Source organism: Catenovulum adriaticum (assembly GCF_026725475.1).
In the GTDB taxonomy this organism is placed as follows: domain Bacteria; phylum Pseudomonadota; class Gammaproteobacteria; order Enterobacterales; family Alteromonadaceae; genus Catenovulum; species Catenovulum adriaticum.
Map to the genome: position 1 here is coordinate 2635588 of NZ_CP109965.1, position 25818 is coordinate 2661405.

16 protein-coding genes and 1 other RNA gene are annotated in these 25818 nt (G+C 38.7%); 5 read left to right on the top strand and 12 right to left on the bottom strand.

Annotated elements, in window-relative coordinates; genetic code table 11:
* Positions 1-27 precede the first annotated feature (27 nt).
* The gene (locus OLW01_RS11535) at positions 28-1560 is read right to left on the bottom strand and encodes a CYTH and CHAD domain-containing protein (RefSeq protein WP_268074063.1); all 1533 of its coding nucleotides are present in this window, start codon (positions 1558-1560) and stop codon (positions 28-30) included.
* A gap of 319 nt (positions 1561-1879) precedes the next feature.
* Between OLW01_RS11535 and OLW01_RS11540 the strand changes: the two genes are divergently transcribed.
* Entirely contained in the window at positions 1880-2491 is a 612-nt protein-coding gene (locus tag OLW01_RS11540) for a TIGR04211 family SH3 domain-containing protein (RefSeq protein WP_268074064.1), read from the top strand.
* An 87-nt stretch (positions 2492-2578) separates the two neighbouring features.
* Here the strand turns inward: OLW01_RS11540 and OLW01_RS11545 are convergent, their stop codons facing one another.
* The 4 genes from OLW01_RS11545 to OLW01_RS11560 are packed head-to-tail and all read right to left on the bottom strand — an operon-like array spanning position 2579 to position 6970.
* On the bottom strand, positions 2579-3784 hold the full coding sequence (locus OLW01_RS11545) for an FAD-dependent oxidoreductase (protein ID WP_268074065.1): 1206 nt from the start codon (positions 3782-3784) through the stop codon (positions 2579-2581).
* A gap of 6 nt (positions 3785-3790) precedes the next feature.
* Positions 3791-5008 (bottom strand): 2-octaprenyl-6-methoxyphenyl hydroxylase, encoded by a 1218-nt coding sequence (ubiH, locus tag OLW01_RS11550; RefSeq protein ID WP_268074066.1) that lies wholly within the window; start codon positions 5006-5008, stop codon positions 3791-3793.
* Between the two features lie 15 nt (positions 5009-5023).
* On the bottom strand, positions 5024-6370 hold the full coding sequence (gene pepP / locus OLW01_RS11555) for a Xaa-Pro aminopeptidase (RefSeq protein ID WP_268074067.1): 1347 nt from the start codon (positions 6368-6370) through the stop codon (positions 5024-5026).
* A gap of 21 nt (positions 6371-6391) precedes the next feature.
* A complete protein-coding gene (locus OLW01_RS11560; RefSeq protein ID WP_268074068.1) occupies positions 6392-6970 on the bottom strand; it encodes a UPF0149 family protein in 579 nt (192 codons plus the stop codon).
* Between the two features lie 356 nt (positions 6971-7326).
* Between OLW01_RS11560 and ssrS the strand changes: the two genes are divergently transcribed.
* Positions 7327-7508: non-coding RNA, 6S RNA (ssrS, locus tag OLW01_RS11565), on the top strand.
* Positions 7509-7529: 21 nt separating this feature from the next.
* Here the strand turns inward: ssrS and OLW01_RS11570 are convergent.
* Positions 7530-8117 (bottom strand): TetR/AcrR family transcriptional regulator, encoded by a 588-nt coding sequence (locus OLW01_RS11570; RefSeq protein WP_268074069.1) that lies wholly within the window; start codon positions 8115-8117, stop codon positions 7530-7532.
* A gap of 131 nt (positions 8118-8248) precedes the next feature.
* Between OLW01_RS11570 and OLW01_RS11575 the strand changes: the two genes are divergently transcribed.
* The gene (locus OLW01_RS11575; protein ID WP_268074070.1) at positions 8249-8791 is read left to right on the top strand and encodes a carboxymuconolactone decarboxylase family protein; all 543 of its coding nucleotides are present in this window, start codon (positions 8249-8251) and stop codon (positions 8789-8791) included.
* A 141-nt stretch (positions 8792-8932) separates the two neighbouring features.
* Here OLW01_RS11575 and recA read toward each other — a convergent pair whose 3' ends face one another.
* Together recA and OLW01_RS11585 are read right to left on the bottom strand one after the other, a co-directional pair.
* Positions 8933-9979, bottom strand: coding sequence for a recombinase RecA (gene recA / locus OLW01_RS11580; RefSeq protein ID WP_268074071.1), 1047 nt, complete (start codon positions 9977-9979; stop codon positions 8933-8935).
* A 100-nt stretch (positions 9980-10079) separates the two neighbouring features.
* Entirely contained in the window at positions 10080-10568 is a 489-nt protein-coding gene (locus OLW01_RS11585) for a CinA family protein (protein WP_268074072.1), read from the bottom strand.
* Between the two features lie 25 nt (positions 10569-10593).
* On the opposite strand from OLW01_RS11585, the gene mutS reads away from it, so the two are divergent.
* Both mutS and folD read left to right on the top strand, forming a co-directional pair.
* On the top strand, positions 10594-13215 hold the full coding sequence (gene mutS / locus OLW01_RS11590; protein WP_268074073.1) for a DNA mismatch repair protein MutS: 2622 nt from the start codon (positions 10594-10596) through the stop codon (positions 13213-13215).
* Between the two features lie 71 nt (positions 13216-13286).
* Positions 13287-14141, top strand: coding sequence for a bifunctional methylenetetrahydrofolate dehydrogenase/methenyltetrahydrofolate cyclohydrolase FolD (folD, locus tag OLW01_RS11595; RefSeq protein WP_268074074.1), 855 nt, complete (start codon positions 13287-13289; stop codon positions 14139-14141).
* Positions 14142-14210: 69 nt separating this feature from the next.
* Here folD and OLW01_RS11600 read toward each other — a convergent pair whose 3' ends face one another.
* From OLW01_RS11600 to prsT, 4 genes are all read right to left on the bottom strand, one after another.
* Entirely contained in the window at positions 14211-14990 is a 780-nt protein-coding gene (locus OLW01_RS11600) for a PhzF family phenazine biosynthesis protein (protein WP_268074075.1), read from the bottom strand.
* Positions 14991-15094: 104 nt separating this feature from the next.
* Complete coding sequence (locus tag OLW01_RS11605; RefSeq protein ID WP_268074076.1) at positions 15095-15823, bottom strand: glutathione peroxidase; 729 nt, start codon at positions 15821-15823, stop codon at positions 15095-15097.
* A gap of 178 nt (positions 15824-16001) precedes the next feature.
* On the bottom strand, positions 16002-22904 hold the full coding sequence (locus OLW01_RS11610) for a glycoside hydrolase family 30 protein (RefSeq protein WP_268074077.1): 6903 nt from the start codon (positions 22902-22904) through the stop codon (positions 16002-16004).
* Between the two features lie 114 nt (positions 22905-23018).
* Entirely contained in the window at positions 23019-25814 is a 2796-nt protein-coding gene (gene prsT / locus OLW01_RS11615) for an XrtA/PEP-CTERM system TPR-repeat protein PrsT (RefSeq protein ID WP_268074078.1), read from the bottom strand.
* Positions 25815-25818 lie beyond the last annotated feature (4 nt).

The window sequence follows — 25818 nt, forward strand, 5'->3', positions numbered from 1 at the left end:
CTTTAAAATCTAAAGAAAACCTAAAACTTACCAATATGGGGTCATTTTGAAAGCGGATTTTCGGGATTGCTCCAACACATTTACTAAGCTTTTCACTTTATTTTCGCTCCAAACCTTTAAATCTTGACCATTATCCCCTTGATAATTTGTCAGGTTTTCATCAAATAAAGCTAATGTTTTAAGCTCAAATATCCCTTCTAATATATCTAGCCAAGGCGCTCTAAAGTCAGATCTGTCTTCACTATCAAATAAGTCACCTAGACTCGCCCCCGACAATAATCCTCTGGCAATATATTTCTCAAAATATATATAATCCTGCGCATCAAAATCTTGTTTAGCGGGCATCATATTTTTTAATTTTTCCCAATCTTGCTGGTTAAGCTTAGCAGCAATAACCCCTACGTTTTGGGTAATTTTGGGTTCATCTATTTCAGAGTAACAACGCCAACCTCGCTCAACTAACCAGCGCATTAGCTTTAAAATCAGTTGGCTATATTCTTTGCTATAAAATAACTTAAGTACGTCGGATTCTTTCTGCAAACCTTTACGGCTCGCCTCAAGGTAACTAATTAGCTGTTCATCTTCAGCTATTTTTTTACGGTAATTACCTTTTTTGGAAGTTAACTGCTTAATATGCACAGCTTCATCTAACCAACTAAACTCACGGATTAACCATTTAATTTCTTGCCAAATTTGCGTAGCGGCTTTTTTAGGAATAAATTCGCGATACAGGTTAAGAGTATGGCGAACTAAATAAACGCCTTTTAGTACTTGCTGCAAGCTAGATAAACTTTGCGAGTGGCAATAAACTTCTTCGTGAAATTGCCAGTAAGCCAAACCATGCTCAATCGCGCGCTGAAAAGCTTGCTCAACTGTCATGTTTGAGTCTAATTCGCACATGCCAATTTCAGCTTGATTGCTCAATTCAGTGTTTAAAAATAGTCGATATCCGCGGGCCGCTTTACTATCGTTTGATAACCTAAGCGGTAATACTTCGGTTAGTAAGTCTGCTAATTCAAATAGCTGGCGCATATCGCCATCAACTAATTCAAGTTCAATTTCTCGAATGTCTAATGATTTATCTTCTGAGCTAACCTCGCCTGAGTCACATACCACTTCAATTACGCTGCCTTGATAATCAACCAACCAAGTATGGCGGGTAAAGTGAGTTGTAAATAAAGGCGTTAAACTCGATTGCAAATCATTAAGCAGGTTAATATCTGGCCATACTTGATCAGGGAATAAGCTTAAATCTGGTTTATTATTTTGCTCAATATCTACATTATATTCAGGTCGCTTATGCAAACCGCCTACCACTCGTCCCGCCGTTTTTAGTGTTTGTTCAGACGCGCCATCGCGCGTACGAATACGTAAACCAAAATCGTAAGATCTAAGTAATTGAGTTGGGGTATCAAAATAGGTATTAATGAGTTTTTTACAGTTATAACCATCTGTTTTAATAAATGGCAATAATAATGTATCGAGTTGTTTTTTTACTTCAGTGCTTGTTACACATGCTTCAGATGCAACGGCAAATTTAAGCTCTATCTCAGTATCCATATAGGTGCGATTCACGCGCTAAAATTAGGTAAGAGATGAGAAAATACATGAGCCTATAAAATTGTTCAAGTGCTGTGCTTATTTTGACTCAATATAGCCCATATATTTTAGCTATATTGGCTAATTAACAAAGAAATATAGCTAAATGTGAACAAATAACGCTTTAATGACTAGCAATCTAAAACAATACAGTTTTTAATAGGGTTATACTCAAATGACCTGAAGAATGCTCATTCAGCTTGTTTGAATATATAATAATTCTTAAATTTTTCGCTAAAATACATTTATTTTAGTTTGTCACCCATATTTGGAGCATTCCATGAAACGCCACATACTAGCCGCTATCTGCTTAAGTTTAGCCTCTAGCCATGTTTTTTCAGCGCAAGACGACGGCCAATACAATTATATTTCGGATCAGTTAACCGTTTTTGTTCATACTGGGCCCACCCGTAATTACCGAATTACCGATACTGTTGTCGCAGGTAGCAAAATTACAATTTTAGAGCGCTCAGAAGATAATAGCTTTAGCAAAATACGATTTGATGACAACAAAACAGGTTGGGTTGAAACACAATACATCCAGCAAGGTGAAAGCATTCAAAATCAGTTAAAAGAAGCAAAAGCCCGTTTAGAAAGCTTGCAAACTGAATTAAACCAAAAACAAGATAATTTAAGTAATCAAGCCAGTGAAAAAGAAATGCTTGAGAGCCAATTAAAGCGTAATCAACAAACCACTCAAACATTACAACAAAAATTAGAAAAAACGCAAAGCCAGTTAACGTCGCTGCAATTGAGTGAAACAGAAAGTTTAGAAAAAGCAAAAATGGATTGGTTAGTGAGAGGCGGTTTATTATCGTTGGGCAGTTTAATTTTAGGTTATATTTTAGCCTTAATGCCAAAACGTAAAAAGCGTCAAAGCGAGTGGGCTTAATCACAAGCAACCATATATTCTAAAGTTTATTAAAATAAAAAAATGGCGCTAGAGCGCCATTTTTTTATGAATCTTACCCAGCTTTATTTAATACCTGGCTTGTGCTAATTCAGGTAATTTACCCGTTGTTCCCATTGCTAAAGCTGCACACTGTTGTTTAATAAAAGGGGTATTATCTACTAAATTCATTGCTAGCCCACGCAGTAGCTTAATAGGTGCAAATTCATTGCCAAACCCTTGCTTAAACGCTTGCATTGCTACAATACGCTGCATAGCTTCAGCTTGTCGCCAGCGTGTCACTTGTTTTAATGAGACTAAATTTATTTGACCCGTTTGATTTAGGTTTTGGATAACATTTTCAGCAATCGCTAATGCATCTAAAATCCCTAAATTGGCCCCCTGCCCAGCAAGCGGATGAATGGTGTGTGCCGCATCGCCAATTAAAACTGCAGGTCCTGCCATAAAGCTTTGCGCGTAGCGCATTTTCAGTGGAAATGCTAAACGTTCAGACTCAAGCTCAACTGTCCCTGAAATACAATCAAAAGCCGCAGCCAGTTTTTTATTGAATGATGCCTCATCTAAATTCATCAAATCATCTGCGACTTGACTCGTTTGTGACCATACAATTGAAACGCGATCGGGTTCAGATAAGGGGAGAAAAGCTAGCGGACCACTGGGCGTAAATACTTGCCGTGCAATCCCTTCATGTGGTTGCTGAGTTTTAATTTTCGCTACTATCGCTTTTTGCCCATAATCAGAAAAACTAAGCGGAATATCTAACCAGTTTCGAAGCTGAGACTCTGCGCCATCTGCCACAACCAATAATTTAGCTTGAACTAATTGCCCGCTCGCAAGTTGCAATAACGTTTGCTCATCATCTTGATTAAGCTGAGTGACTTTATCTGTATATAAATGGCTACTTGTTTGCTGTTTTAATGCCTCTAATAATATTTGCTCTAGTTGGCTATTTTCAACAATGTAACCTAATGCATCAGCGTGATTATCTTGACTGGAAAAAGAAATATTGGCAGCACTATTTTTATCCCAAACTTCCATTCCAGTATAAGCTGCTTTATGACTATGAGATAACTGATGCCAAATATCAAGCGCTTTAAAAGCGTTAATTGAGGCCTGATTAATTGCGCTAACTCTTAAAGCTTGAGTTGCCGTCATTTCACTATCGATATTAGGGTCGATTAACGCTACTTTAATTTGAGACTGAGCAAGCGCAAGTGCGCAAGTTTGTCCTATAATACCGCCGCCAACTACAACTACATCAAATTTATCTATCACGATTTATTACCTATCATTTAGGTTAATTTGCCCCATTGCTCGACTGGCAAATGCACTTTTAGCAATTGGCGATAGTTCAAAGGCGAGTAAGCCAATATTTCGCGCTGCTTTTAGCAATGTTTGGTTATTTGAAAAAACATTAACTAATGTATCTGTTGTTTGCAAAATAAACTGAATATCTTTTTGGCGCTCGGCTAAATAACAATGCCAATTAAGGCCGACATCTTGTTTTTGTGTTAATTTTTGAGCAATTAAATTAGCGGCGCAAGCAACATCTCTAATGCCAAGGTTAAAACCTTGCCCGGCAATAGGATGAACAGTATGCGATGCATTACCTAAAAAAACTAATCTGTGATGCACATTTTGCTCAAGGTAACTGCGCTTCAGCGGGTAAGTCTGGCGCTGACCCACTTTAATTACTTTACCAACTTTATAACCCACAGCTTGCTGAAGTTGAGCGATAAACTCATCGTCGTTTAACTGCTTTAACTGCTCAGCCTTAGCTTGTGTAGTACACCAAACTAAACCAAAACGGTTATGTTTCATAGGTAGCATGGCCAATGGCCCGTTTTGAGTAAACCGCTCGTAAGCAATATTTTGATGTGCACAATCTACTTCAACGTTACTGGTAATTGCCCACTGCCCATAATCATCGGCTTTAGGTTGCAGCTTTAATAATTGGCGCATTTTTCCATTGGCACCATCACAAGCTAATACTAACTGACTACAAAGTCTTTTGCCGGAATCTAAGGTTAACTCAATGTGGTTTTGTTGCTGAGTTAAGGTTGTAACTTGCGCGGGTTGAAACCAAGTTAAATCTAATTGATTTAACTTGGTTAATAATTGTGCGCCAATATTTTGTGCTTCTATGACATAACCTAGTGCGGTTACGTTCTTAGGCGCATGAATAAAGCTAAAACCAGCCGTATGCTGTTCGCTCACTTCAATTTTATTAATGGCTTGCGTAAATGGCTTAACGGCTTGCCACAGGGCCCAATTATCTAACTGCTGAACAGACCCATAAGAAAGCGCGATTGCTTTACCATCAAAACTGCTTTTAGATGAGTGATGACTTGCAGATAATTCTGGCTTAACGCTGGATTCAATAATAGCGATTTTTAAATTTTGTCCAGCTGCTTGCGCTTTCAGTGCGCCGGCCATGCTACAACCTACTAAACCACCGCCAACAATAACAATATCAAACTGCTCTGTATTTGCTTGCATTTTATTTTGCCATTTTTATTTAACCGCTTCTTTATTAAACATAATGGCTTCAATGTCGCTGATGGTTTTAGGTGCAGCTTGGGTTAAGTTTAAATAACCATCTGCTGTAATCGCAATATTATCTTCAATTCTAATCCCGATTCCACGCCACTTTTCAGCCACATCAGCATCATTAGCTACATATAAACCCGGTTCAACGGTAATCACCATACCCGGCTCTAGAGGTCTGTCTTGCTTATTAATTTTGTAAGCGCCCACATCATGTACATCTAGTCCTAGCCAATGGCTTAATCCATGCATAAAAAACTGTCGATATGCTGGTGGCTTCTCGTCCTGCGGCTGGGTGTTTTCGGCTAAAGTGCCTGTTAATAAACCTAAGTCAATTAACCCTTGAGTAATAACATCGACCGCAATTTGGGTTGCATTAGCTAGAGTTTGACCGGGTTTTAAGGTTTTAATCGCTTGAGTTTGTGCATTTAAAACTAATTGATATAACTGAGCTTGAGCCTCACTGAACTGCCCACTTACCGGAAATGTACGTGTAATATCTGCCGCATAACCAGATAATTCGCACCCGGCATCAATCAATAATAAGTCGTCTTGCTTTAATTCATCTGAGTTTTCGGTGTAGTGCAAAATACAAGCATTATCACCGCCTGCCACAATGCTATTATAAGCTGCAAATCGAGCGCCCTGATATGCAAACTCATGTAAAATATCTGCTTCAATCTGATATTCAAATTTACCCGCTTGCGTGCTTTTCATTGCTCTAATATGCGCATCGCAACTAATATCTGCCGCTTTTTGCATAATTGCTAATTCAGCTGCTGATTTAATCAAACGTAATTCGTGAATGATTGGGCGCAAATCCATTAATTGATACGGCGGTAAACCTAATTTACCTTTATTACGGATTTGCTGAATCACATGGAGGATTTTTTTATCAACCGCTTCACTCGCACCTTGCGACCAATAAACACCAGCCTGACCATCTAAAAAACTCACTAATTGAGTTTCTAATTCAGATAAAGAAAAGGCTTGATCAACTGCATACGTACGCTGCGCGAGGTCTGGGCCAATTCGACGACCGTTCCAAATTTCGGCTAATTTGTTTTTTTCGCGACAAAATAAAATACTTTGCGTTGGGCTATCGCTTTGCGGATCGGGTTTAATAAGTAACAAACAAGCATCTGGTTCATTAAACCCAGTTAAATAAGTAAAGTCACTGTCTTGTCTGAAAAGGTATTCAGTATCATTGCTACGTGTTTTTTCACTGGCGGCCATCACAATACAAATGCTTTTATCTTGCATTTTCTCTAAGATGGCTTGGCGACGGGCCAAATATTCGCTTTGAGTTATCATGCTAATCCTTCATATTTTAATTTAGTGTAGCATTGGGCTAGCTGATCCTGTTTCACCACTTTTATCACCCAACTCACCAAAGCATAAAATGCAAGTCATACGCACATATTCAGCCACTTCTTCAAAAGCGATTAAATTACTGTCGTTATCTTCCATTTCAGTATCCATTTGACTGATTTCAAGCATATCTTCGTATGCTTCTCTTACTTGAGGATCTAAATTAACAAACTTATCTCCAATCGCACTACCGAATGTTGAAATAAAGGCTGATATCCACTCAAGTAAAACTTGCGCACGTTCCGCTAAACGAACATCGTCTTCATTAGGTAAAAAGATTTGAAAGGCAAATGCATCATCCATTAATTGCAGATACGTGGTTTCATATAGGTCTTTAAATTTAGAGTCTGCATTATCTGGAATATCGGCACCTTGCAATACAAATTCGCTCACTAAATCTAACCACTCAGCTTGTTTATATTTCATCCCTGCACATAAACAGCCGGCAATCACGCCATGAATTTCTGCTGCCGTACTGGTCAGATCATTTTGATGTAAAAAAAACTCAAATTGGTCGTAATCAGGTAAGTTTGTATCCGCCATAATGTCTTAATTTGTCTTGAAATAAAATTGTGACTTATCCTACCACCGTGAGCTTGTATCAGCCAGCAGCGATAATTCAAAACCTCGTTATTTGAATGAAAAACCAGCAAGTAGAGCAAACAAAGCTATAATTATAGAAAACACACTTGCAATGCATGAGCAGCATGCTTATAGTGCGCGCCATCAACGGCCACTAAAGCGTTTAAATAATAGCTTTAGCAAAGCCGTAAATCGAATAAAGTTTTTATTAAAGCTAAGTGTACAGAATACTGAGCAAATCTTTGAACCTGTGCAAATTTTGAAAAGAATCTTGTTTGCAGATAAAAACTAAACTCGATAGAATTAAATTTCAGTTTTGTTCCCTGAGGTGTTCGTCTAGGGGTTAAGTCCCTGAGCCGATACTAATACTTTAGGAAGATACCATCTTGGCTATTGAGCAAGCTCGGCAAGTACCGAGAAGCCTACGGTCAAGTGTTATTTTCCGCCTTGAACTTTACGGTTCGAGGGCCATTACCCACAGCGGCATTTTGGGGAACTTCCTATTCCAGCTTTCCGATTTCTAAAATGTTTTTAAAAGATTAAACATTTGCTCTATTAGATTCTGGCGAATTTTTTTATCTTCCACCCTTACTAAATAATTTCTAATTCCAATAAATTGAATTTGAAAAAGTCTTGCATATTCGCAAGCCTTAATCGATGGCTTTAACTCGCCTTTATCCTGGGCAGCCTGAAAAATTTGAGTTAAATATAATTCAAATTCTTCTAATAAGCGTAAACTCAGCTTTTTCAAATTGACATTGTCATCACAAAACTCTGAACTGGCTTTCACTAACATGCAAACGTCGGTTGGGGTCGATTCAGCTTCTAATACTAAAATTTTTTCTACAAACAATTGTAAACCCGTTAATTTAGATTCACTTGCCTGAAGACATTCATCCAATTTAGCTTTCATTTCGTTGGAATAACATTTCAGTGCTTCTGCATACAAGCCTTCTTTTGAGCCAAAAGCCGCATACACACTGCCTGGACGCATGTTAATCGTTTCTTGTAAGTCTCTGGTTGAAGTACCACTAAACCCCTTTAACCAAAATAATTGGCATGCTGACTGAACCACTTGTTCACGATTAAATTTACTTTTATTAGCCATAATCACTTCTATTTTTGAACGACTGCTCAATTTTAACTTGAGCAGTCGCTCAATAACAACTATGATAGCTTCAACATTATGAAAAACCTCAACTGAGGTATCAAATTAAATTAACTAAATTAGGAGTTAATATGAGCCAGTTTAAATTACATACAGGAGAGACAGCACCAGAAGCCGCACAGCCATTAATTAAAAAATCAAATGCCGCTTTTGGTATGTTACCCAATTTACATGCGGTAATGGCTGAGGCACCTACATTACTTGAAGGCTATCAAGTTCTACACGAGTTATTTCAAAAGACATCTTTTAACGCCGAAGAGCTTACCGTTGTATGGCAGTCAATAAATGTTGAACATAGCTGCCATTATTGTATACCTGCACATAGTGCAATTGCGGCATCAATGAAAGTAGATGATGCGATAGTAGATGCATTGGTAAATAAAAAGCCGCTAGAGAATGAAAAGCTTGAAGTGCTAAGAGAAACAACATTGGCATTAGTTAAAAACAGAGGTGTCTTGTCTGAGCAGGCGCTGAATAAATTTTTTGATGCAGGCTATGCACAGCAACAAGTGCTTGAAATTGTCTTAGGTATTTCGCAGAAAGTAATGAGTAATTATACAAACCATTTAGCTGATACCCCTGTTGATCAGCCATTCAAAAAATTTGAAAAATAAGTTAACTTAAAATTAGATTAATAAAACTAAAAAAACCTGATGCAACTGAGTTGTATCAGGTTTTTTATTTATTATTAAAACCGGTCAGTTTTAAAATTAGTACGAATGAGCTAAAAAACTAAAATAGTTTTAATACTAGCTTTATTCGCCAGTTTCTCCAGCTTCACTTTCTGTAACAGGCGCTTCAGCAGCTACTTTTTCAGCTGTTAATAAACGCTCACGAATAATTTTTTCAATTTCATCCGCAATTTCAGTATGTTCTTCTAAATATTTAATACAGTTTGCTTTACCTTGGCCAATTCGGTTGCCATTGTAGCTATACCAAGCGCCAGATTTATCAACTAGGCCTTCTTTCACACCTAAATCTAATAACTCGCCTTGTTTTGAAATACCGCGACCATATAAAATTTGAAAATCGGCTTGTTTAAACGGCGGTGCCACTTTATTTTTAACCACTTTAACTCGAGTTTCATTACCGGTAATTTCATCACCATCTTTAACCGCACCAGTACGACGAATATCTAAACGAACTGAAGCATAGAATTTTAATGCATTACCACCCGTTGTGGTTTCAGGATTACCAAACATAACCCCAATTTTCATCCGAATTTGGTTAATGAAAATACATAAGGTATTAGATTTTTTAATATTAGCAGTTAACTTACGTAAAGCTTGCGACATTAAACGGGCTTGCAAACCAACATGATGATCACCCATTTCGCCTTCAATTTCAGCTTTAGGGGTTAATGCAGCAACTGAGTCAACAATAACCACATCAACTGCATTTGAACGAACAAGCATATCTGCAATTTCTAAAGCTTGTTCACCTGTATCTGGTTGTGAAACTAATAACTCATCAATGTTAACGCCTAATTTACCTGCGTATACAGGATCAAGCGCGTGCTCTGCATCCACAAACGCACAAGTCTTACCTTTCTTTTGCGCTTCCGCGATCACTTGCAGTGTTAATGTTGTTTTACCTGAAGATTCAGGGCCATAAATTTCAATAACTCGACCGCAAGGTAAACCGCCTATGCCTAAGGCGATATCTAAGCCCAGTGAACCCGTTGAGATGCTTTCAACGTCAAGTGCTTTGTTATCTCCTAATTTCATAATCGAACCTTTACCAAATTGGCGCTCGATTTGTCCTAATGCAGCACTTAATGCTTTTTGTTTATTATCACTCATCAAATTCTCCGGCTTGTTCTTAAATTAAGTTAAGCTAATTCGTCAATATGCAATAAAGTATACTGGTTACTCATACAGTATCAATGTTTTTTTTAAATTTTTAACTTAGTAAGTTTATCGCTTGCTTAAGAGAATGCAAAATTGCCTGTTCTCTTACTTCCGCTCGGGTTCCTTTAAATACAATAGATTCAACTTTCACTGGCTGATTAACTAATTGCCAGGCAAAATATACAAGACCAACTGGTTTATCTGGACTGCCCCCACCAGGTCCGGCAATGCCACTGGTTACCAGTGCAATATCAGCTTGTGCGTTATGTAAGCAGCCTGCTACCATCTCAATAACGGTTTGTTCGCTCACAGCACCAAACAGTTCTAAAGTTTTAGCATTTACGTTAAGCTGGCTTTGTTTAGCTTGATTACTATAAGTGACCCAAGACTGGTTAAAATAAGCAGAGCTGCCTGCAATTTCCGTTAATGCATACGCAATTCCACCGCCAGTGCATGATTCAGCGGTTGCAATTGTCTGCTGGTTTTGGGTTAAAATAGCGCCCAGTTTTTTTGATTGGTTTTCAATTTCAGTCCAATACATATTTTTTCCGTTTCAGGTTTATTTAATGACTTCAGATATTTATTCAGAACAATCGCTACGTCAACATACCCCTATGATGCAGCAATATTTAAAATTAAAAGCTGATTATAAAGATACTTTATTATTTTACCGTATGGGGGATTTTTACGAGCTATTTTTTGATGATGCAAAAAAAGCATCTGAGCTGATTGATATTTCTTTGACTCAGCGCGGAAAAACAGCGGGTAAACCCATTCCTATGTCGGGTATACCTTATCATGCTGCTGATACCTATTTGGCAAAATTAGTTAAACTAGGTGAGTCAGTTGCCATTTGTGAACAAATAGGCGATCCGGCAACCAGCAAAGGGCCCGTTGAGCGAAAAGTGGTAAGAGTCATTACACCAGCAACCATTACTGAAGAGTCATTATTAGAAGAAAGGCGAGATAATTTATTAATGGCGATTTGCCAATCGCCAAACAATCAATATGGCTTAGCTTGCTTAGATATTACCTCAGGGCGTTTTGAAATAGCAGAAGTGGACAATCAAGAAAGCCTGCAAGCTATTTTGCAGCAAAAACAACCAGCTGAATTACTCTACCCTGAAAACTTTGCATCAATGCATTTAATTAATAACAATCCGGCTAACAAACGCAGACCGGAATGGGATTTTGAACAAGACAGTGCTTATCGCCAGCTTTGCAAACAATTTAATACTCAAGACTTAACCGGCTTTGGGATTAACGCCGATCATACTGCAATTAGCGCAGCAGGCGCTGTATTACAGTATGTTAAAGATACTCAAAAATCAGCGATTCCTCACCTTAGAGGGCTTAAAACGCTTCAACTTGGCGACAACTTATTTTTAGATGCGATTTCAATTCGCAACTTAGAGCTCAACCAAAGCTTATCTGGCCATACCGGACAAACCTTATTGTCTGTCATTGATAAAACCGCTACTCCTATGGCCAGCCGATTATTACAGCGCTGGTTAGTACAACCTATTTTAAATAAGCAAATTTTATCTCAGCGCCATCAAGTTATTGACAGTATTATCAACAGTGGCTTGTCGCCTGAGTTAAAATCAGAGCTTAAAAACATAGGCGATATTGAGCGTATTATTTCACGTATTGCACTTCGCTCAGCCAGACCTAGAGATTTTTCACGCTTGCGTAATGCCCTACTTTGTTTACCTCAATTAAAAGAATTACTACAAAGTAGTGAAGAAAAAGCACTAATTGAAGATCAAACCCAAATTGATACTTTTAGTGAGCTATGTGAATTATTAGTCAAGGCGATTGTTGATAATCCGCCAGTGGTTATTCGTGACGGAGGCGTATTAGCGCAAGGCTATAATCCAGAATTAGATGAGCTACGCCGTTTAAGCCAAGGGGCTCAAAATATATTAGAACAAATAGAGCAAAGAGAACGTGAAACCACCGGCATATCCACCTTAAAAGTGGGCTATAACCGAGTGCACGGCTTTTTTATTGAAATAAGCAAAGCTCAATCTGCGCAAGCACCCGTTGAATACATACGTCGCCAAACCTTAAAAAATGCCGAGCGATATATAACACCCGAATTAAAAGAGTTAGAAGATAAAGTTTTGAGCGCTCAAAGCAAAGCACTCGCGCTTGAAAAACAACTATACGAAGCACTATTTGATCAATTTGAACCTTATATCGCTCAGCTTCAGCAAGCTTCTGATCATATTGCCCGATTAGATGTTTTGAACAATTTTGCCGAGCGGGCGGAAACTTTAAATTATTGCCGCCCTGAGTTTAGCGATGAGGTAGGCATACATATCAATGCAGGCCGCCATCCTGTGGTAGAAGAATTAAGTTCTGAACCTTTTATTGCTAACCCTATAGAATTAAACCAAAATCGCAAAATGTTGGTCATTACCGGCCCTAATATGGGTGGTAAATCTACCTATATGCGCCAAACCGCACTTATTTGCATTATGGCTTATGTCGGTTGTTATGTGCCAGCTGACTCAGCTGTATTAGGACCAATAGACAGAATTTTTACCCGAATAGGCGCATCTGACGATTTAGCCAGTGGCCGCTCTACTTTTATGGTTGAAATGACAGAAACCGCTAATATTTTAAATCACGCCACAGAAAAAAGTTTAGTGTTAATGGATGAAATAGGCCGAGGTACCAGCACTTATGATGGTTTATCTTTAGCTTGGGCTTGCGCTGAAAACTTAGCACTTAATTTAAAAGCACAAACTTTATTCGCGACCCATTATTTTGAGTTAACCACGCTGGCAGGGCAAATTGAATCTGTTGCCAATGTGCATTTAGATGCAATAGAACACGGTGACACCATTACTTTTATGCACGCGGTACAAGAAGGCGCGGCAAATCGCTCGTTTGGTTTACAGGTAGCCGCGCTTGCAGGTGTACCTAAAGGGGTAATTATACAAGCAAAACATAAGCTGAATGAATTAGAAAGTACACATCATCAAGCCCCCAGCGATATCGATTTAGATTCAGTCACAACCGCTAAAACAATGAAGGATTCTCATCAAAAAGAGCAACTCGATTGGGTAAGCCAGCAACACCCATTAATTGAAGCGATGACACAAGTTGACCCTGATACATTAACCCCACGTCAGGCGTTAGATTTACTGTACGACTTAAAAAAGCAGGCGCAAAGTTAAATTTGCACTTTATTAAGTTTTATTTCATGCGACAATAGTCGCAGTATTGAGTTGAAGAGACACAAAGTGGTATGACAGCACAAATTATTGATGGCAAACAAATTGCAAAAAACGTAAGAGCAACAGTTAAAGACGCGGTAAGTCTACGCACAGCTAATGGCAAAAGAGCACCAGGCTTAGCTGTGGTATTAGTTGGAGCAGATCCGGCATCACAAGTGTACGTCGGCAGTAAAAGAAAAGCCTGTGACGAAGTTGGTTTTGTATCTAAATCTTATGACTTGCCTGCAGATACCAGCCAGCAAGATTTACTCAATTTAATTGACCAACTCAATAACGACAATACGATTGACGGTATTTTAGTGCAGCTTCCGCTACCAGCGGGCTTAGACAGTACACCTGTAATTGAACGCATCTCTCCGGACAAAGACGTAGATGGTTTTCATCCTTATAATATTGGCCGCTTAGTTCAACGCATTCCAACTTTAAGACCTTGTACACCAAAAGGCATCGTCACATTAATTGAAAGCACTGGCATTGAAATGACAGGTTTAGATGCTGTGATTGTAGGTGCATCGAACATTGTTGGCCGACCTATGGGCTTAGAGTTATTATTAGCTGGTTGCACAACAACTATAACCCATCGCTTTACTAAAGATTTAGAAAGCCATGTAAGACGTGCAGATTTATTAGTGGTGGGTGTCGGTAAACCTGAATTTATTCCGGGCGATTGGATTAAACCGGGCGCTGTGGTAATCGATGTAGGCATTAACCGGATGGAATCGGGTAAATTAGTAGGCGATGTAGAATACTCAGTGGCTGCTGAAAAAGCTAGCTATATCACGCCTGTGCCAGGTGGTGTTGGCCCAATGACAGTGGCTACCTTAATCGCGAATACTTTGCAAGCCTGCGAAACTAACGAAAAGTAGCTTGTTTAGCTGATGGTTTAATTTGAAACCATCAGCTAATGCATCCAACCATAAACCTGTCAGGTACCATTAAATCGTAATCTCGCCCTGCAAGTACAATACGGCTTTGCCAGATATTAATACTCTGTCGCCTTTAAGCTCGCAATTTAATTCGCCACCACGTAACGACACCTGCTTAGCAGTTAATGCATTTTTTCCTAATTTTTCTGCCCAGTAAGGCATCAGTTGAGTAAAAGCTGAGCCGGTCACGGGATCTTCGTTTATACCAACATTGGGGGCAAAAAAACGGGCGACAAAATCGTACTGTTCAGAAGGCGCTGTGACAATAACACCACGATAATCTAATTTTAAAAGTTCGATTTGATTTGGCGTAATCGACAATATATCAACTTCGCTTTCAAATACCGCTAAATAATCTTCTGCGACCATGCAAACTTGTGGTGTTTTACCCAAACCTTTGATTAAAGCAGCTGGAGAATTAACGCAATGAGCTTGTTGGGCTGGAAAATCTAGAGTTAAAAATTGACCACTTTTTGTTACGCTAAGTGAGCCGGATAGAGAATTGAACTCAATTTGCGTTTGTGCAACTTCCAGATATTCAAAAATAACAAATGCACTAGCTAACGTTGCATGACCACACAGTGCGACCTCATCGGTTGGGGTAAACCAACGGATATGAAAACTCGAGTCTGATTTAACAAAAAAAGCTGTTTCAGATAAGTTATTTTCGGCTGCAATCTGCTGCATCATTTCATCTGGCAACCACTGTTCTAACGGAATGACGGCTGCCGGATTCCCCGAAAAAACTTGATTCGCAAATGCATCAACTTGATAAAGTTTTAGTTTCACTGTTACTGCCTTAAGCTTTAAGGTATTAACGAAAAAACAAAAAAACCAAACAGCGTTAACCGTTTGGCTTTTTTAAGTTTAATACGATTTAGAGAATAAAGTGATTAAGCAAAATATTTTTCTAAATCGTCACTACCACCAATGTGCTGACCATCAATAAAGACTTGAGGCACAGTGTCGCGACCAGAAACGGCTTGCAAGCTATTAATGCCAATGCCGTTACCTAATAAAATCTCTTCGTATGCTAAGCCTTTTTCTGCTAATAACGCTTTCGCTTTTGCACAGAAAGGACAACCTGGTTTAGTAAATAAACTAACTGATTTAGGCGCGCTTTCATCAGGACAAATATAGTTAAGCATAGTGTCGGCATCCGACACTTCAAACGGGTCGCCTGCAACTTCTGGCTCTATAAACATTTTATCTACTACGCCGTTTTTAACCAGCATAGAATAACGCCAGCTGCGCTTACCAAAGCCTAAATCAGCTTTATCAACTAACATACCCATTTGCTCGGTAAATTCGCCATTACCATCTGGGATTAGAGTCACATTGCCTGCTTCTTGATCTTGAGCCCAAGCATTCATAACAAAAGTATCGTTTACCGACATACAAACAATTTCGTCTACGCCTTGCTTTTTAAATACGTCTGCAAGTTGGTTGTAACGCGGCAAATGAGTTGATGAACAAGTTGGGGTGAATGCACCCGGTAATGAAAATACGATAACTGTTCTGTCTTTAAAAATATCATCGCTTTTTACTTTGTTGAATCCTTCTTCAGCTTTAACTACAAACTCAACACTTGGAACGTTTTGACCTTCTTTATTCTCTAACATGTATCACTCCATCTTTTGGAAAAGTTATTAATTGTCGGGCATCTGCCGCTGACTTCAAATATAGTATTGCCGAATAAGTGAAATAGGTAAATTAATTAAATCAGGTTGAGGTTATCGATTTTTCCGATTTGACCACAACAATGCTTTTAATTAAGCGATTAAAAGCATTGAGTTGAAATTAATTAAGATCGACTTGGTTATTAAGCCGATAAAACTGAATATCTAATAAGCCTGAGTGCGCTGATATCCCCATAAACAATGGTGCAAGAGATAACATATCAAGCCGTTCAGCCTGCCAGTTAATATCATTAATTTGGTAGCGCCAAGGCACTTCAACATTGTTAAGTGATGTGGTTAATATACCAATATCATTCGTTTGCCATGTGAGAAGATCATCTAAATAATCATTATTAGCAGGTATAAACCCCGCTATTGTTGGCGCATGGGCCGTTTCTGTATTGTGTAAAGTTAAACTGTTAAATTGTGGTTGAGCCTGTGAATTATCAGTGCCATAGCCAAATCCCCAAACATAAGAGGCTTGGTTATACTCAGTTAGCCAATAATCCTGCTCAGCTTGTGCGTGGCTTGCAAATAATTGACGATAGTTAGCCGACGCTAAAACTGGGTTAATTAGATAATAATTTAACTGATGAATGGTGGCTGAGATGCTTTCTCCTTGATTATCTGCTGGCATTGCAAAGTCATTAAAAAAGACTTTATTGGCCAATTCACCATTAGCATAATAATTATCCCACAGTGTTTTTGCGGGCAACAGCCCTGCTTGTTTGGCTAACCAAACCACCAACATTTGCTGATCGTACACCCCTTGAGTGGCAAGTGTTTGTTGCGCAAAATCACGCTCAACAATCACAATACCTTGCTCAGCACTTTCAATCACACCTTGCCAATCAACAGATTCAAACAATAAATCGACTTTTTCATTAATTTGGCTGTTATTAAATACATTTTGTGCAAATTTAGCGCCCGCTAATAAATACGCAGTTTCTAAAATACTGTAATTATCATTTATTTCGCTACCGTCGGCTGCCAAACGTTTAGCAAATATACCAAAATCATCCCGCGCAGGCGTGATTTCATCATTTTCAGCTAACAGGGTCTCCAACGTTGCTAATACTAAACTGGTTGCATTAGTATTCCACTGCATTTGGTGCTCAATTGAAAGCGCCACTAATCCAACGCCGGTCGCTGCGGGTGAGATCGCGCCAGCCGTCATATTCCCCAAATCAAAATTTAAATGTTCAGCATATAAACCCGAGGTTGTGCGCATTGCATTAACCAAGCTTAAACTATCTTGCGCCAACTGGCTGGCTTGTTGAATTTTTTGTAAATCAGCAACCCCCGAATTATCCGCATTCCACGTTAACGTGGCGACAGATAAAGCCGGTAACTGAAGCAAGGTACTTTGCCCTTGCCAGTTTATGTCAATGGGCTGCTCACTGTTTGCTTGATTGACCAAGACTAAAACAATGCTATTGTCTGGATTTTTAAACGCCTGTGTGCGGATCACGCCATTAATTTGGCTTGATTCAATTCGCTTAGCGCCTGTTTGAATAAAACGACTAAAATGTGCAAACGCATAAAATTCAGCATTTTCAGTAATTTCACCATCGCTTTGCTTAGTTAACAGGGCACGACAATTGGTACAGCCGTTTTGATAAGGGCCAAAATCAGAGTCTAAAATCAGGTTATCTAACATAATGCCGCTTGCGCCCGCTTCAAAAAATGGCATTATCATATCGGCTGAGGTATCTGTTAAATACTGAGCAAAAGTGCGCCCATTATTTTGGTTTCGACATGAAGTCAGATAAACAGGACGTGCCCGTGTTAAACTCGTAATTTGAGTGATGGCTTTTGCAACATCAGCCGAGCCGTTGTTTGCCTGATAACATTGCAAAGCGACGCCAAATGCTCGACCATAAATAAAATCATTATTGAGCGCATCGGTTGCAAATAAAGCGATATCTGCTTCTTGCTGGCTATCGTAATCAGTCCAATTACCATCCCAAACCCAAAGCTCGCTATTAATATCGTCTACTTGAAATTGTGGAAATAAAAAATCTTCGAAGAAGATTTGATAATCTGTGTTATCCCACAGCATTGACGGATAATTTGTTTCTAAATGAGGCTGATTTTGCAAACTAAAACTCGCGATCTCTATGCCTTTGGTTTGATAAGCTTGTAATGATTTCGATAAATATTTTGCATATTCATCATAAAATTCAAGCCGTAAACTGCCCCCATTTAAACTGTCAGTATTTTTCATCCAGCCCGGTGCACTCCAAGATACAGCATCCACTTTAATCGCATCATTTTGCTGTAAAATAGAGTTCAATACGGGGATAAAGTATTCGTCATCAGCTTCAGTTGAAAAGAAAGTCAAATCAGGATCGGTTAAGCCTGATGGCATATCATCATAACTTTGTGCCGCACGGGCCACATATTCACCTAACCCTGATAAAGATATTCGCACTCGATTAAGTCCAGCGCCTTGCTCTGGCTCAAATAAACGACTGACAATATCCTGACTATTTTCTGATTCAAAAATAAGACTGGCAGCACTGTCTGTTAATCCAGCGCCAAAGCCTTGAATGTTTTGATAGCTCATGCTGTCACTCACATCAATTTGGTTTGTCGCTGTACCCATACCGGCTCTGAGTGTTAAATCAGCTTGTGGTGCCAATAATTGGCTTTGGTCCGCTGTGGTCATCCAAACTTGCACCACATTGGTTAAGCTAGGGTTCACTTTATGAGAATAAATGTCTGATTCAACTTCTAAATTTCGGCTGATCGCGGTTAAGGTAAATAAAGTTTCACCAACGGCTTCACAAGGTAAGCTAAAATCAAACTGGCTCAAATCATCACTTTCGTCAAATTGCGCAATTAAGTTATTACTGGGTTGTTGTTTAACTTGAATTTGACGTAAATCATTTTCGGCATCATCAGCTAAATCAATACTATAAATAAGGGACGATTCGCCAATACTACAGCTAGATGAAACCGTTTGTGGCGTCGCTAACGTATCTTGGTGAATGCTATTAATTTCAAGTAACTGGGAACTTTCGGCAATACCATCATCTGCAAAGCCTTGAATGATTAAACTATCATTGCCGCGATTGGTTAGGTCAATAAATCCGCATTGCTGTTCATTTAAACTTAAACTCTTTTGTTGCTCACCGGTAAATTGGTATACGGCTCGGTAAGTAATAGGATCATTGTCTGAGTCTGTGGCACTTAAACACACCTGCAACGTTTGAGCATCCCGAATAATCTCGCCAAATACTTGCGCATTAACTAAATTCAAGCTCAATCGTGGGTTAGAATTAAGCGTATTATCAACTACATGGCTATAAACAATTGAGTTTTGAGTTAAGCCTCGGCTAGTGGTTCTAATAACAAAATTAGTCGACCCTAATTCATTACAAGGCAGGCTAAAGTTACCGGCTGTGATTTGATCTAATTCAACTAATACATCGCCTGTTTGTAAATCAATCACATCTAAATTATATTCATCCCCTTCTAAATCGGGCGATACTCTAACAATAAAATCATTATTTTCGTCACCCACCCGACAAGTGCCACTGTTACTGATTGCGGCTTGAATAGTATCTTTATGAATAGTGCCTAGATTTAAATCTTGGTTGCCGGTTTCGGTGCCATCACCAGCAAAACCCTGTACCACTAAATTTTGTTCACCTCGATTGGTTAAATCAATCAACCCACACTGCTGGTTTAAACTTAACGTTTGCAGCGCTTGGTTATCAAATCGATAAAATACTTGCACATTTAGCTGATCATCTGGCGTTTCGGCATCATTCACATCGGCACAAATTTGCAGGCTTTGTTGATCTCTAATTTGTCCGCCAAATCTCGCTATATCCGCACTTCCGGGGGCAGGCAAAACCGATAAATTAATCGTTGGCCGAGTATTAATTTGATTACTCACTACATGTTGATAATTTAATGAACGAGTGGATAAACCACGTGACTCATTAACCAGATAAAACTCGGTTACCGCACCGGTATTACAACTTAAACTAAAGCTGCGGCTTTGGCCCAGATTACGCAAAACTGTGTTATCCGCCCGATAAACAGTGACATTTTGCTCGTCACCTTCCAGATCATCAGCCAGATTAATTTGATAAACTCTGGCGCTGTCTCCAATTGCACAACTTTGATTTGAGGTAAAGGCAAATTGAACTGAATCAGCATGAATTTGATAATTTGGATTGGCTGTTGCGGTTGCTCGGCCGTCATTTGCGGTTGCAGTAATGACTAATGTTTTGCCACCCGCCCCAAACGTAGATACCGTACCGCATCCATTATTAAGCGTGACTGTCTGCTCTGCTTGCTCATCAATTTGATATGCAAGTGAGAGGGTTAAGTTATCACCATCAGCATCTGTTGCTGCTAAACACACATCAAAGGATTGATTATCTCGGATATTATCTCCAACTAGTGCAGGCTGAATTAGGTTAAGCTCAAGTTCAGGTGCAGTATTCGGTTTAAGGTCAACTTGGTGACGATACACCAGTGAATAAGTGGATAACCCACGACTGTCGTTTCTAATGTAAAAGTTTTTTGAATGGCTTATATTTTGGCAAGACAAACTGAAACTAGCTTGCGTATCTGTCACAGGTGATGAGGCGATCACGCTATTATCTGCAATATCAATGACGGTTAGTTGATGACTGTCACCTTCAATATCCGGCTCAATATTAATGACATACTCGATAAAACCACTGCCTTCGGTACACTCTCCATTATCACTTTTCGCAATATTAATTTGATCCTGATGGATAAAACCTTGCGACTCGTTTATGCCTTCCTCAGTCACTCCATCTGATGCAAAAAAATCAACGATTAATTCGTAACCACCTTTATTAAAAGTCGACACTGGCATACAGTTTTGACTATCTAATGCCAGCTCTTGAGAGACGTCTAAATTGCTGTTGCTTGGGTGCTTAAAAATAATCTCACCAGATAATTCAACCGGCATACCTTCAGGATCGCTAGATTCAAGACAAACTTCTAGCGTACTATTATCTCTAAACTGCTCATTAAATTTAGTGCCCGAGATCTGATACTCAAGTGTCGGTTTTTCGTTAGGGCTTGCGGTTACTGTATGTAAATATGGGTTAGAAATCGCCGTTAGTTCCCGGCTTTGGTTTTTAAGCTGAAAAGCCGTTGAGCCAATTTCATCACAAGCCAAATCAAATTGGCCGGAGGTCACTGAGCCTAAGTTTTTGATAACGGCTTGTGTATCGGCATTTATCACAGTGAGTTGGTGATTGTCACCTTCAGAATCCGGCTTAACATTAACTGAATAACTCACCGCTGGGTCGCCTACCGTACAGCTTTGGCTTTGACTCGCCGCAAATTGAATGGTATCTGAATGAATTTTAGCTAAATCAGTTATTTTTTGAATTTCAGCACTGCCATCATCAACTTGACCAATCAGTTTAAGCTGCTGCCCGCCTCGTCCTTGCGTATCAATTTGGCCACAGTCATTATTCAGCAATAATGGCATTTCATCCATTTGTGCCCACTGATAATTTACGCTGTAAGTTAACACGTCATTATCTGCATCTTCTGCGATGACACAAACTTCTATCAGTTGATTATCTCGGTATTGAATTGCTTGTTCATTTAGTGTTAACACATCGCCGTCAATCTCAAATTTCAACTCGGGTAATTGATTAACTTGGGCGGTAACTGAGTGTGAATAAGTTTGGCTACTCACTTGTTTACCCCGGCTTTGCGTCACAATTTGATATTGAGTTTGACCCAGTTGGTCACAACTAAAGCTAAGTTGTGCTGAAGTGGTTTCGCCTGAATTCACTTGGCCTAAATCACGCAACACTTGTCCATTATTAACATTAACCACCTGAACCTGATAATCATCAAATTCAGTATCTCTAGGTAAATCAAGATTAACCTTTTGTTCACTCTGCTCTAATTGACAACTCGAGTTATTGGCGCTGATAACAGGCAAAGTGTCTGGATAAATCTGGCCCAACTCATAAGTGGCTTGAGCCGTGTCGGTGCCATCGTTGGCGGTCGCAAACAAGCTTAAATTTTCGCCGGCAAAGGTTTCTGTATTTAACGTCGCACAATATTCATCATTTAAGTTTAAGTCTATTGATTTGCTCGCGGTTTGCGCTTGTAAGGATACCGCTAATTCATCATTGTCTTCATCCGACGCTTGAATACAAACATCAAACGATTGAGCATCCCGAATCAAGCTTTGATATTTTTGCACATTTTGAGGTAAAGCAGAAAAACTCACGATAGGTGGATGGTTAATGCTGGGATCAGCTTGCAACCGAATTTGAATTTGGCCTGGCGCTTGTACTGCTGCATTCGCATCATCAATACAAACCGCAGTCAAAGTATCATTGTCAGCCAAACGACTGCGTTGTAATTTAATTTGAGCTGCTGCTTTTTGCTCAACAAAATAACGATTATTTTTGTGCAAAATCACTTTGCTTAAATCTTGCTGTTCATTCACGCATGTAGGCAATGTCAGGCTAATATGCGTGGCGTCAAAATCTAGCGGGTCAAGGTAAATCGCTTTATCTTGCGCGAAATCGCCTGAGTCCAACATATTGATTGAATTGGCGAGTAAGGTAAAGTTTAAAGCTTGAGTTTGACTGCTCATTTGCTGGTAGCTCATAGTGGCGCGAATTTGCACGCCTCCACTATATTGAGCAACGGGTAAACTAAAGGTTAAATCAGTTGAAGTGGATAAGTTCTGCCATGTATCACCACCATTTGTTGATACTTGGCCAGCAAAACTCGCATCATTTTTATTGCCTTGCGCTAATTGAATCTCAAATGTTAAATCACATTGCGCAAAATTACGTAACCGTCCATCATCAAATTCGCATATTTCAGGCAACTGGTTGCCGCTGAATATCAAATTTGGTTGCAAAACAGGCGCTATATTGCCACCACCTGAACCACCGTTATCAGTGTCTGCTGCTGAGTCTCCCGAGCCGCCGCAAGCACAAAGCGTAGCAAAAACAAAACTATAAAATAGGCAATTAATAAAACGACGCAAGCTGAGCTCCAAAATATAACCACAAATGGGAAAGTTTAGTTAATTATAAATCAAACTTAATGCCAGATCCGTGATTATCATTCGCTAATTTAAAATGTTAAACCAGCTTGCTATTTATTGAAGTAAATTAATTGTCGATTCTTTCTCTTCAAATTCCACATTTAAGTTAAGTGCTTGCTTTAAGTATTGCTTTGCTTCCGCTTGCCTTTCTAATTGTATTAGGGTGAAACCAATATGATACAAATTAGATGGATTGGCCGAATTAACCGTATAAGCTTCGCGTAACAATTCTAACCCTGATTGTAGTTTATTTTGCTTTACTAAAATCCATCCTTTAGTGTCTAAACTGTATGGATTTTTTGGTTCGACAGCTAAGGATTTATCAACGTTAACTAAAGCTTTCTCTAAATTGGAATTCAAATAGATATTAGCGAGATTATTTAAAATTGCCGCTCGCTGAAAGTCTGTGTTTTTAGATAAAATAAATTCATAATGTGATTTCGCTTTTTCACTTTTTTGATGTTCTACATAAAAATCAGCAATCAGTTTGTTTTTTATCAAATCATCTGGGGTTTGCTTCAATAAATCAAGCATGAAAGCTTCATATTTATCGTAGAACTCACGCGATTTAGCGAGTTGATATAACTTAACTAAAGCTTGTAAAAACTGCGGATCCTGAATAATCGCTTTTTTATAATACTCAAACGCCAGTTCTGTCTGTTGTAAAGAATTATTTAAATCACCCATTAATAATAAAACATTTGTATCATCATTTTTAGATTTATAAAGCTTTTCAATCAAAGTCTTAGCGCTATCAATTTGATTTGTGGCTAAATACAATTTGGCGAGCTCTAACTTTACAATGAGCACATCCGATTCAGCTGAAATAGCTCGCTTAAAGCTGGTCTCTGCCTGCTCAAAGTCTTCAGCCTGTACTTGTAAACGCGCAATTTCAAATAATTTTTGAGCCGACCCTAATGACAATCCAACCAGTACTCGTAATTGCTCTCTAGCCATAGTCAAATTCCCTTTAGCCACTAATACAAGTGCTTTATCAATTAAATATTGATAATTGAGGGGGGCTAATTTGTCTAAACTGTTAATTTCAGACAAAGCATCATCCCACTGCTTGGTTTTAATATAAAGTTTAACCAACAACTCTCTAGCATCAAGTCTAGACTTATCTGCAATCAAAACACTTTTTAATATATCGATAGCTTGTTCTATTTCGCCTAGGTTGGCTTTAATAACTGCGTTTAAAAACGCAACTTGATAATGTTCTGGATCGCGTTTAGATAGCTGTTCAATAATTTGATTTGCCGATTCAAGCTTACCACTAAGTCTAAGTAGACTAGCCTTGTTAAACAAAGCTGAAAAATGGTTACTTTGTTTACTCAATATATAATCTAAGGAATCATTCGCATCGGGGTAATTTTTTAATTTGATTAAAATTGCAGCTTTGAGCAACAGATAATCCAAGTCATTTGGCTTTATAAACAACAACTGCTCGGCTAAGTCTAAACTCAACTGAAAATTATTATTTTGAAGCATAAGTACCGCTTTTGCGTATAAATAAGGTTCTGAGTTTTTATCCAGCTCCATATCTAATTCAATTTTATTCAATGCATCAAGAGCTTGCTCGCTTTTACCTCTTGCCATGTAAAGCTTAGCAAACAACAATTTAATATCGTTATTGTCCGGATGCAGCCGACCTAACTCAGCTAGCCAATATTCTGCTTTGTGATATACAGCTTGCTGTAAATAAAGTTGAGCGAGTTGTAAAGATAAATCTAAGTGATTGATTATAATATGTTCATTTTCGGACAGAAGCTTCATTGCCGAAACGGGTTTATCCAATTTAATAAAAGTATTACTCAGTATTGCAATCGCATTAGGGTCAGTTGGATTTTCTTTAAGATAACTTTGAATTGCTCGACTTGCCGCTTCAAAATCCCCTTGGCTAAACGATACCACCCCATTTACAAGCTTTAATTCAGGTAATTCATCAAACTGCTCAGCTGGCAACAAAGATAATTTGTTTAATAGCTCAGATTCCATTTCACTGGCTTTATCCGATTGTTCTGTTTTATGTAACAAACTACTCATCAATAATAAAGCATTTGGGTCTTCTTCACTTTTATTGAGCAAATCTTCCAATACGGTACGAGCTTCGTCATATTGTTTAGATTTTATGAGAGCACTGATTAATGAACGCTGTAAAACACTGTCATCTTTACTTAGAGCAAGACCTTCTTTAAAAGCCTGTATTGCAGTCTCTGTACTCCCCTGCATTAACGCTAATCGTCCTTTTAAATGCCAAGTTGTTGGATTTTTTTCATCAACTAAAAAAGATTGCTCAACCAAACTTCTTGCGTCATTTAATCTTTTCCGTTTTAGCTGCAACGAAGCAAACCCATTTAGTACTTGAACATTTTCAGGGTATTTAAAACTTAACCTTTGATATAGCTCTGCAGCTTTTACATCCTGATTTAAGCTCACTAAAGCAGAAGCTTTAAGTCGTAAATATTCAAACTCGTTTGAATCAATCAACTGCCAGTTGTCGGCTAGGGTTAATACCTTTTGGTATTGGCGATCGAATATATATGCATAGGTCAGTGGTATTACGATTAGGTTAGGATCAGCTCCTAACTCCAAGCAATCTTTAAAAGTGTCTATTGCCTGATCATAATTATTAGTTTCAAGCAATAGTTTTGCATATAGCAACTTCGCAGATAAATTTTTAGAATTTCTTTGTAATTCGTTTTTTAAATGAATAAAAGCTATATCATATTTTTGCTGATTAAACGCAGCCAGAGCATCCTCGTAAGTTTTATTGTTGTCGTTTGAAAATGCGAATGGGGTAACTCCTAAACTGGCTAATAATACAAATATGGGTAAAGCTAAACGCATAATA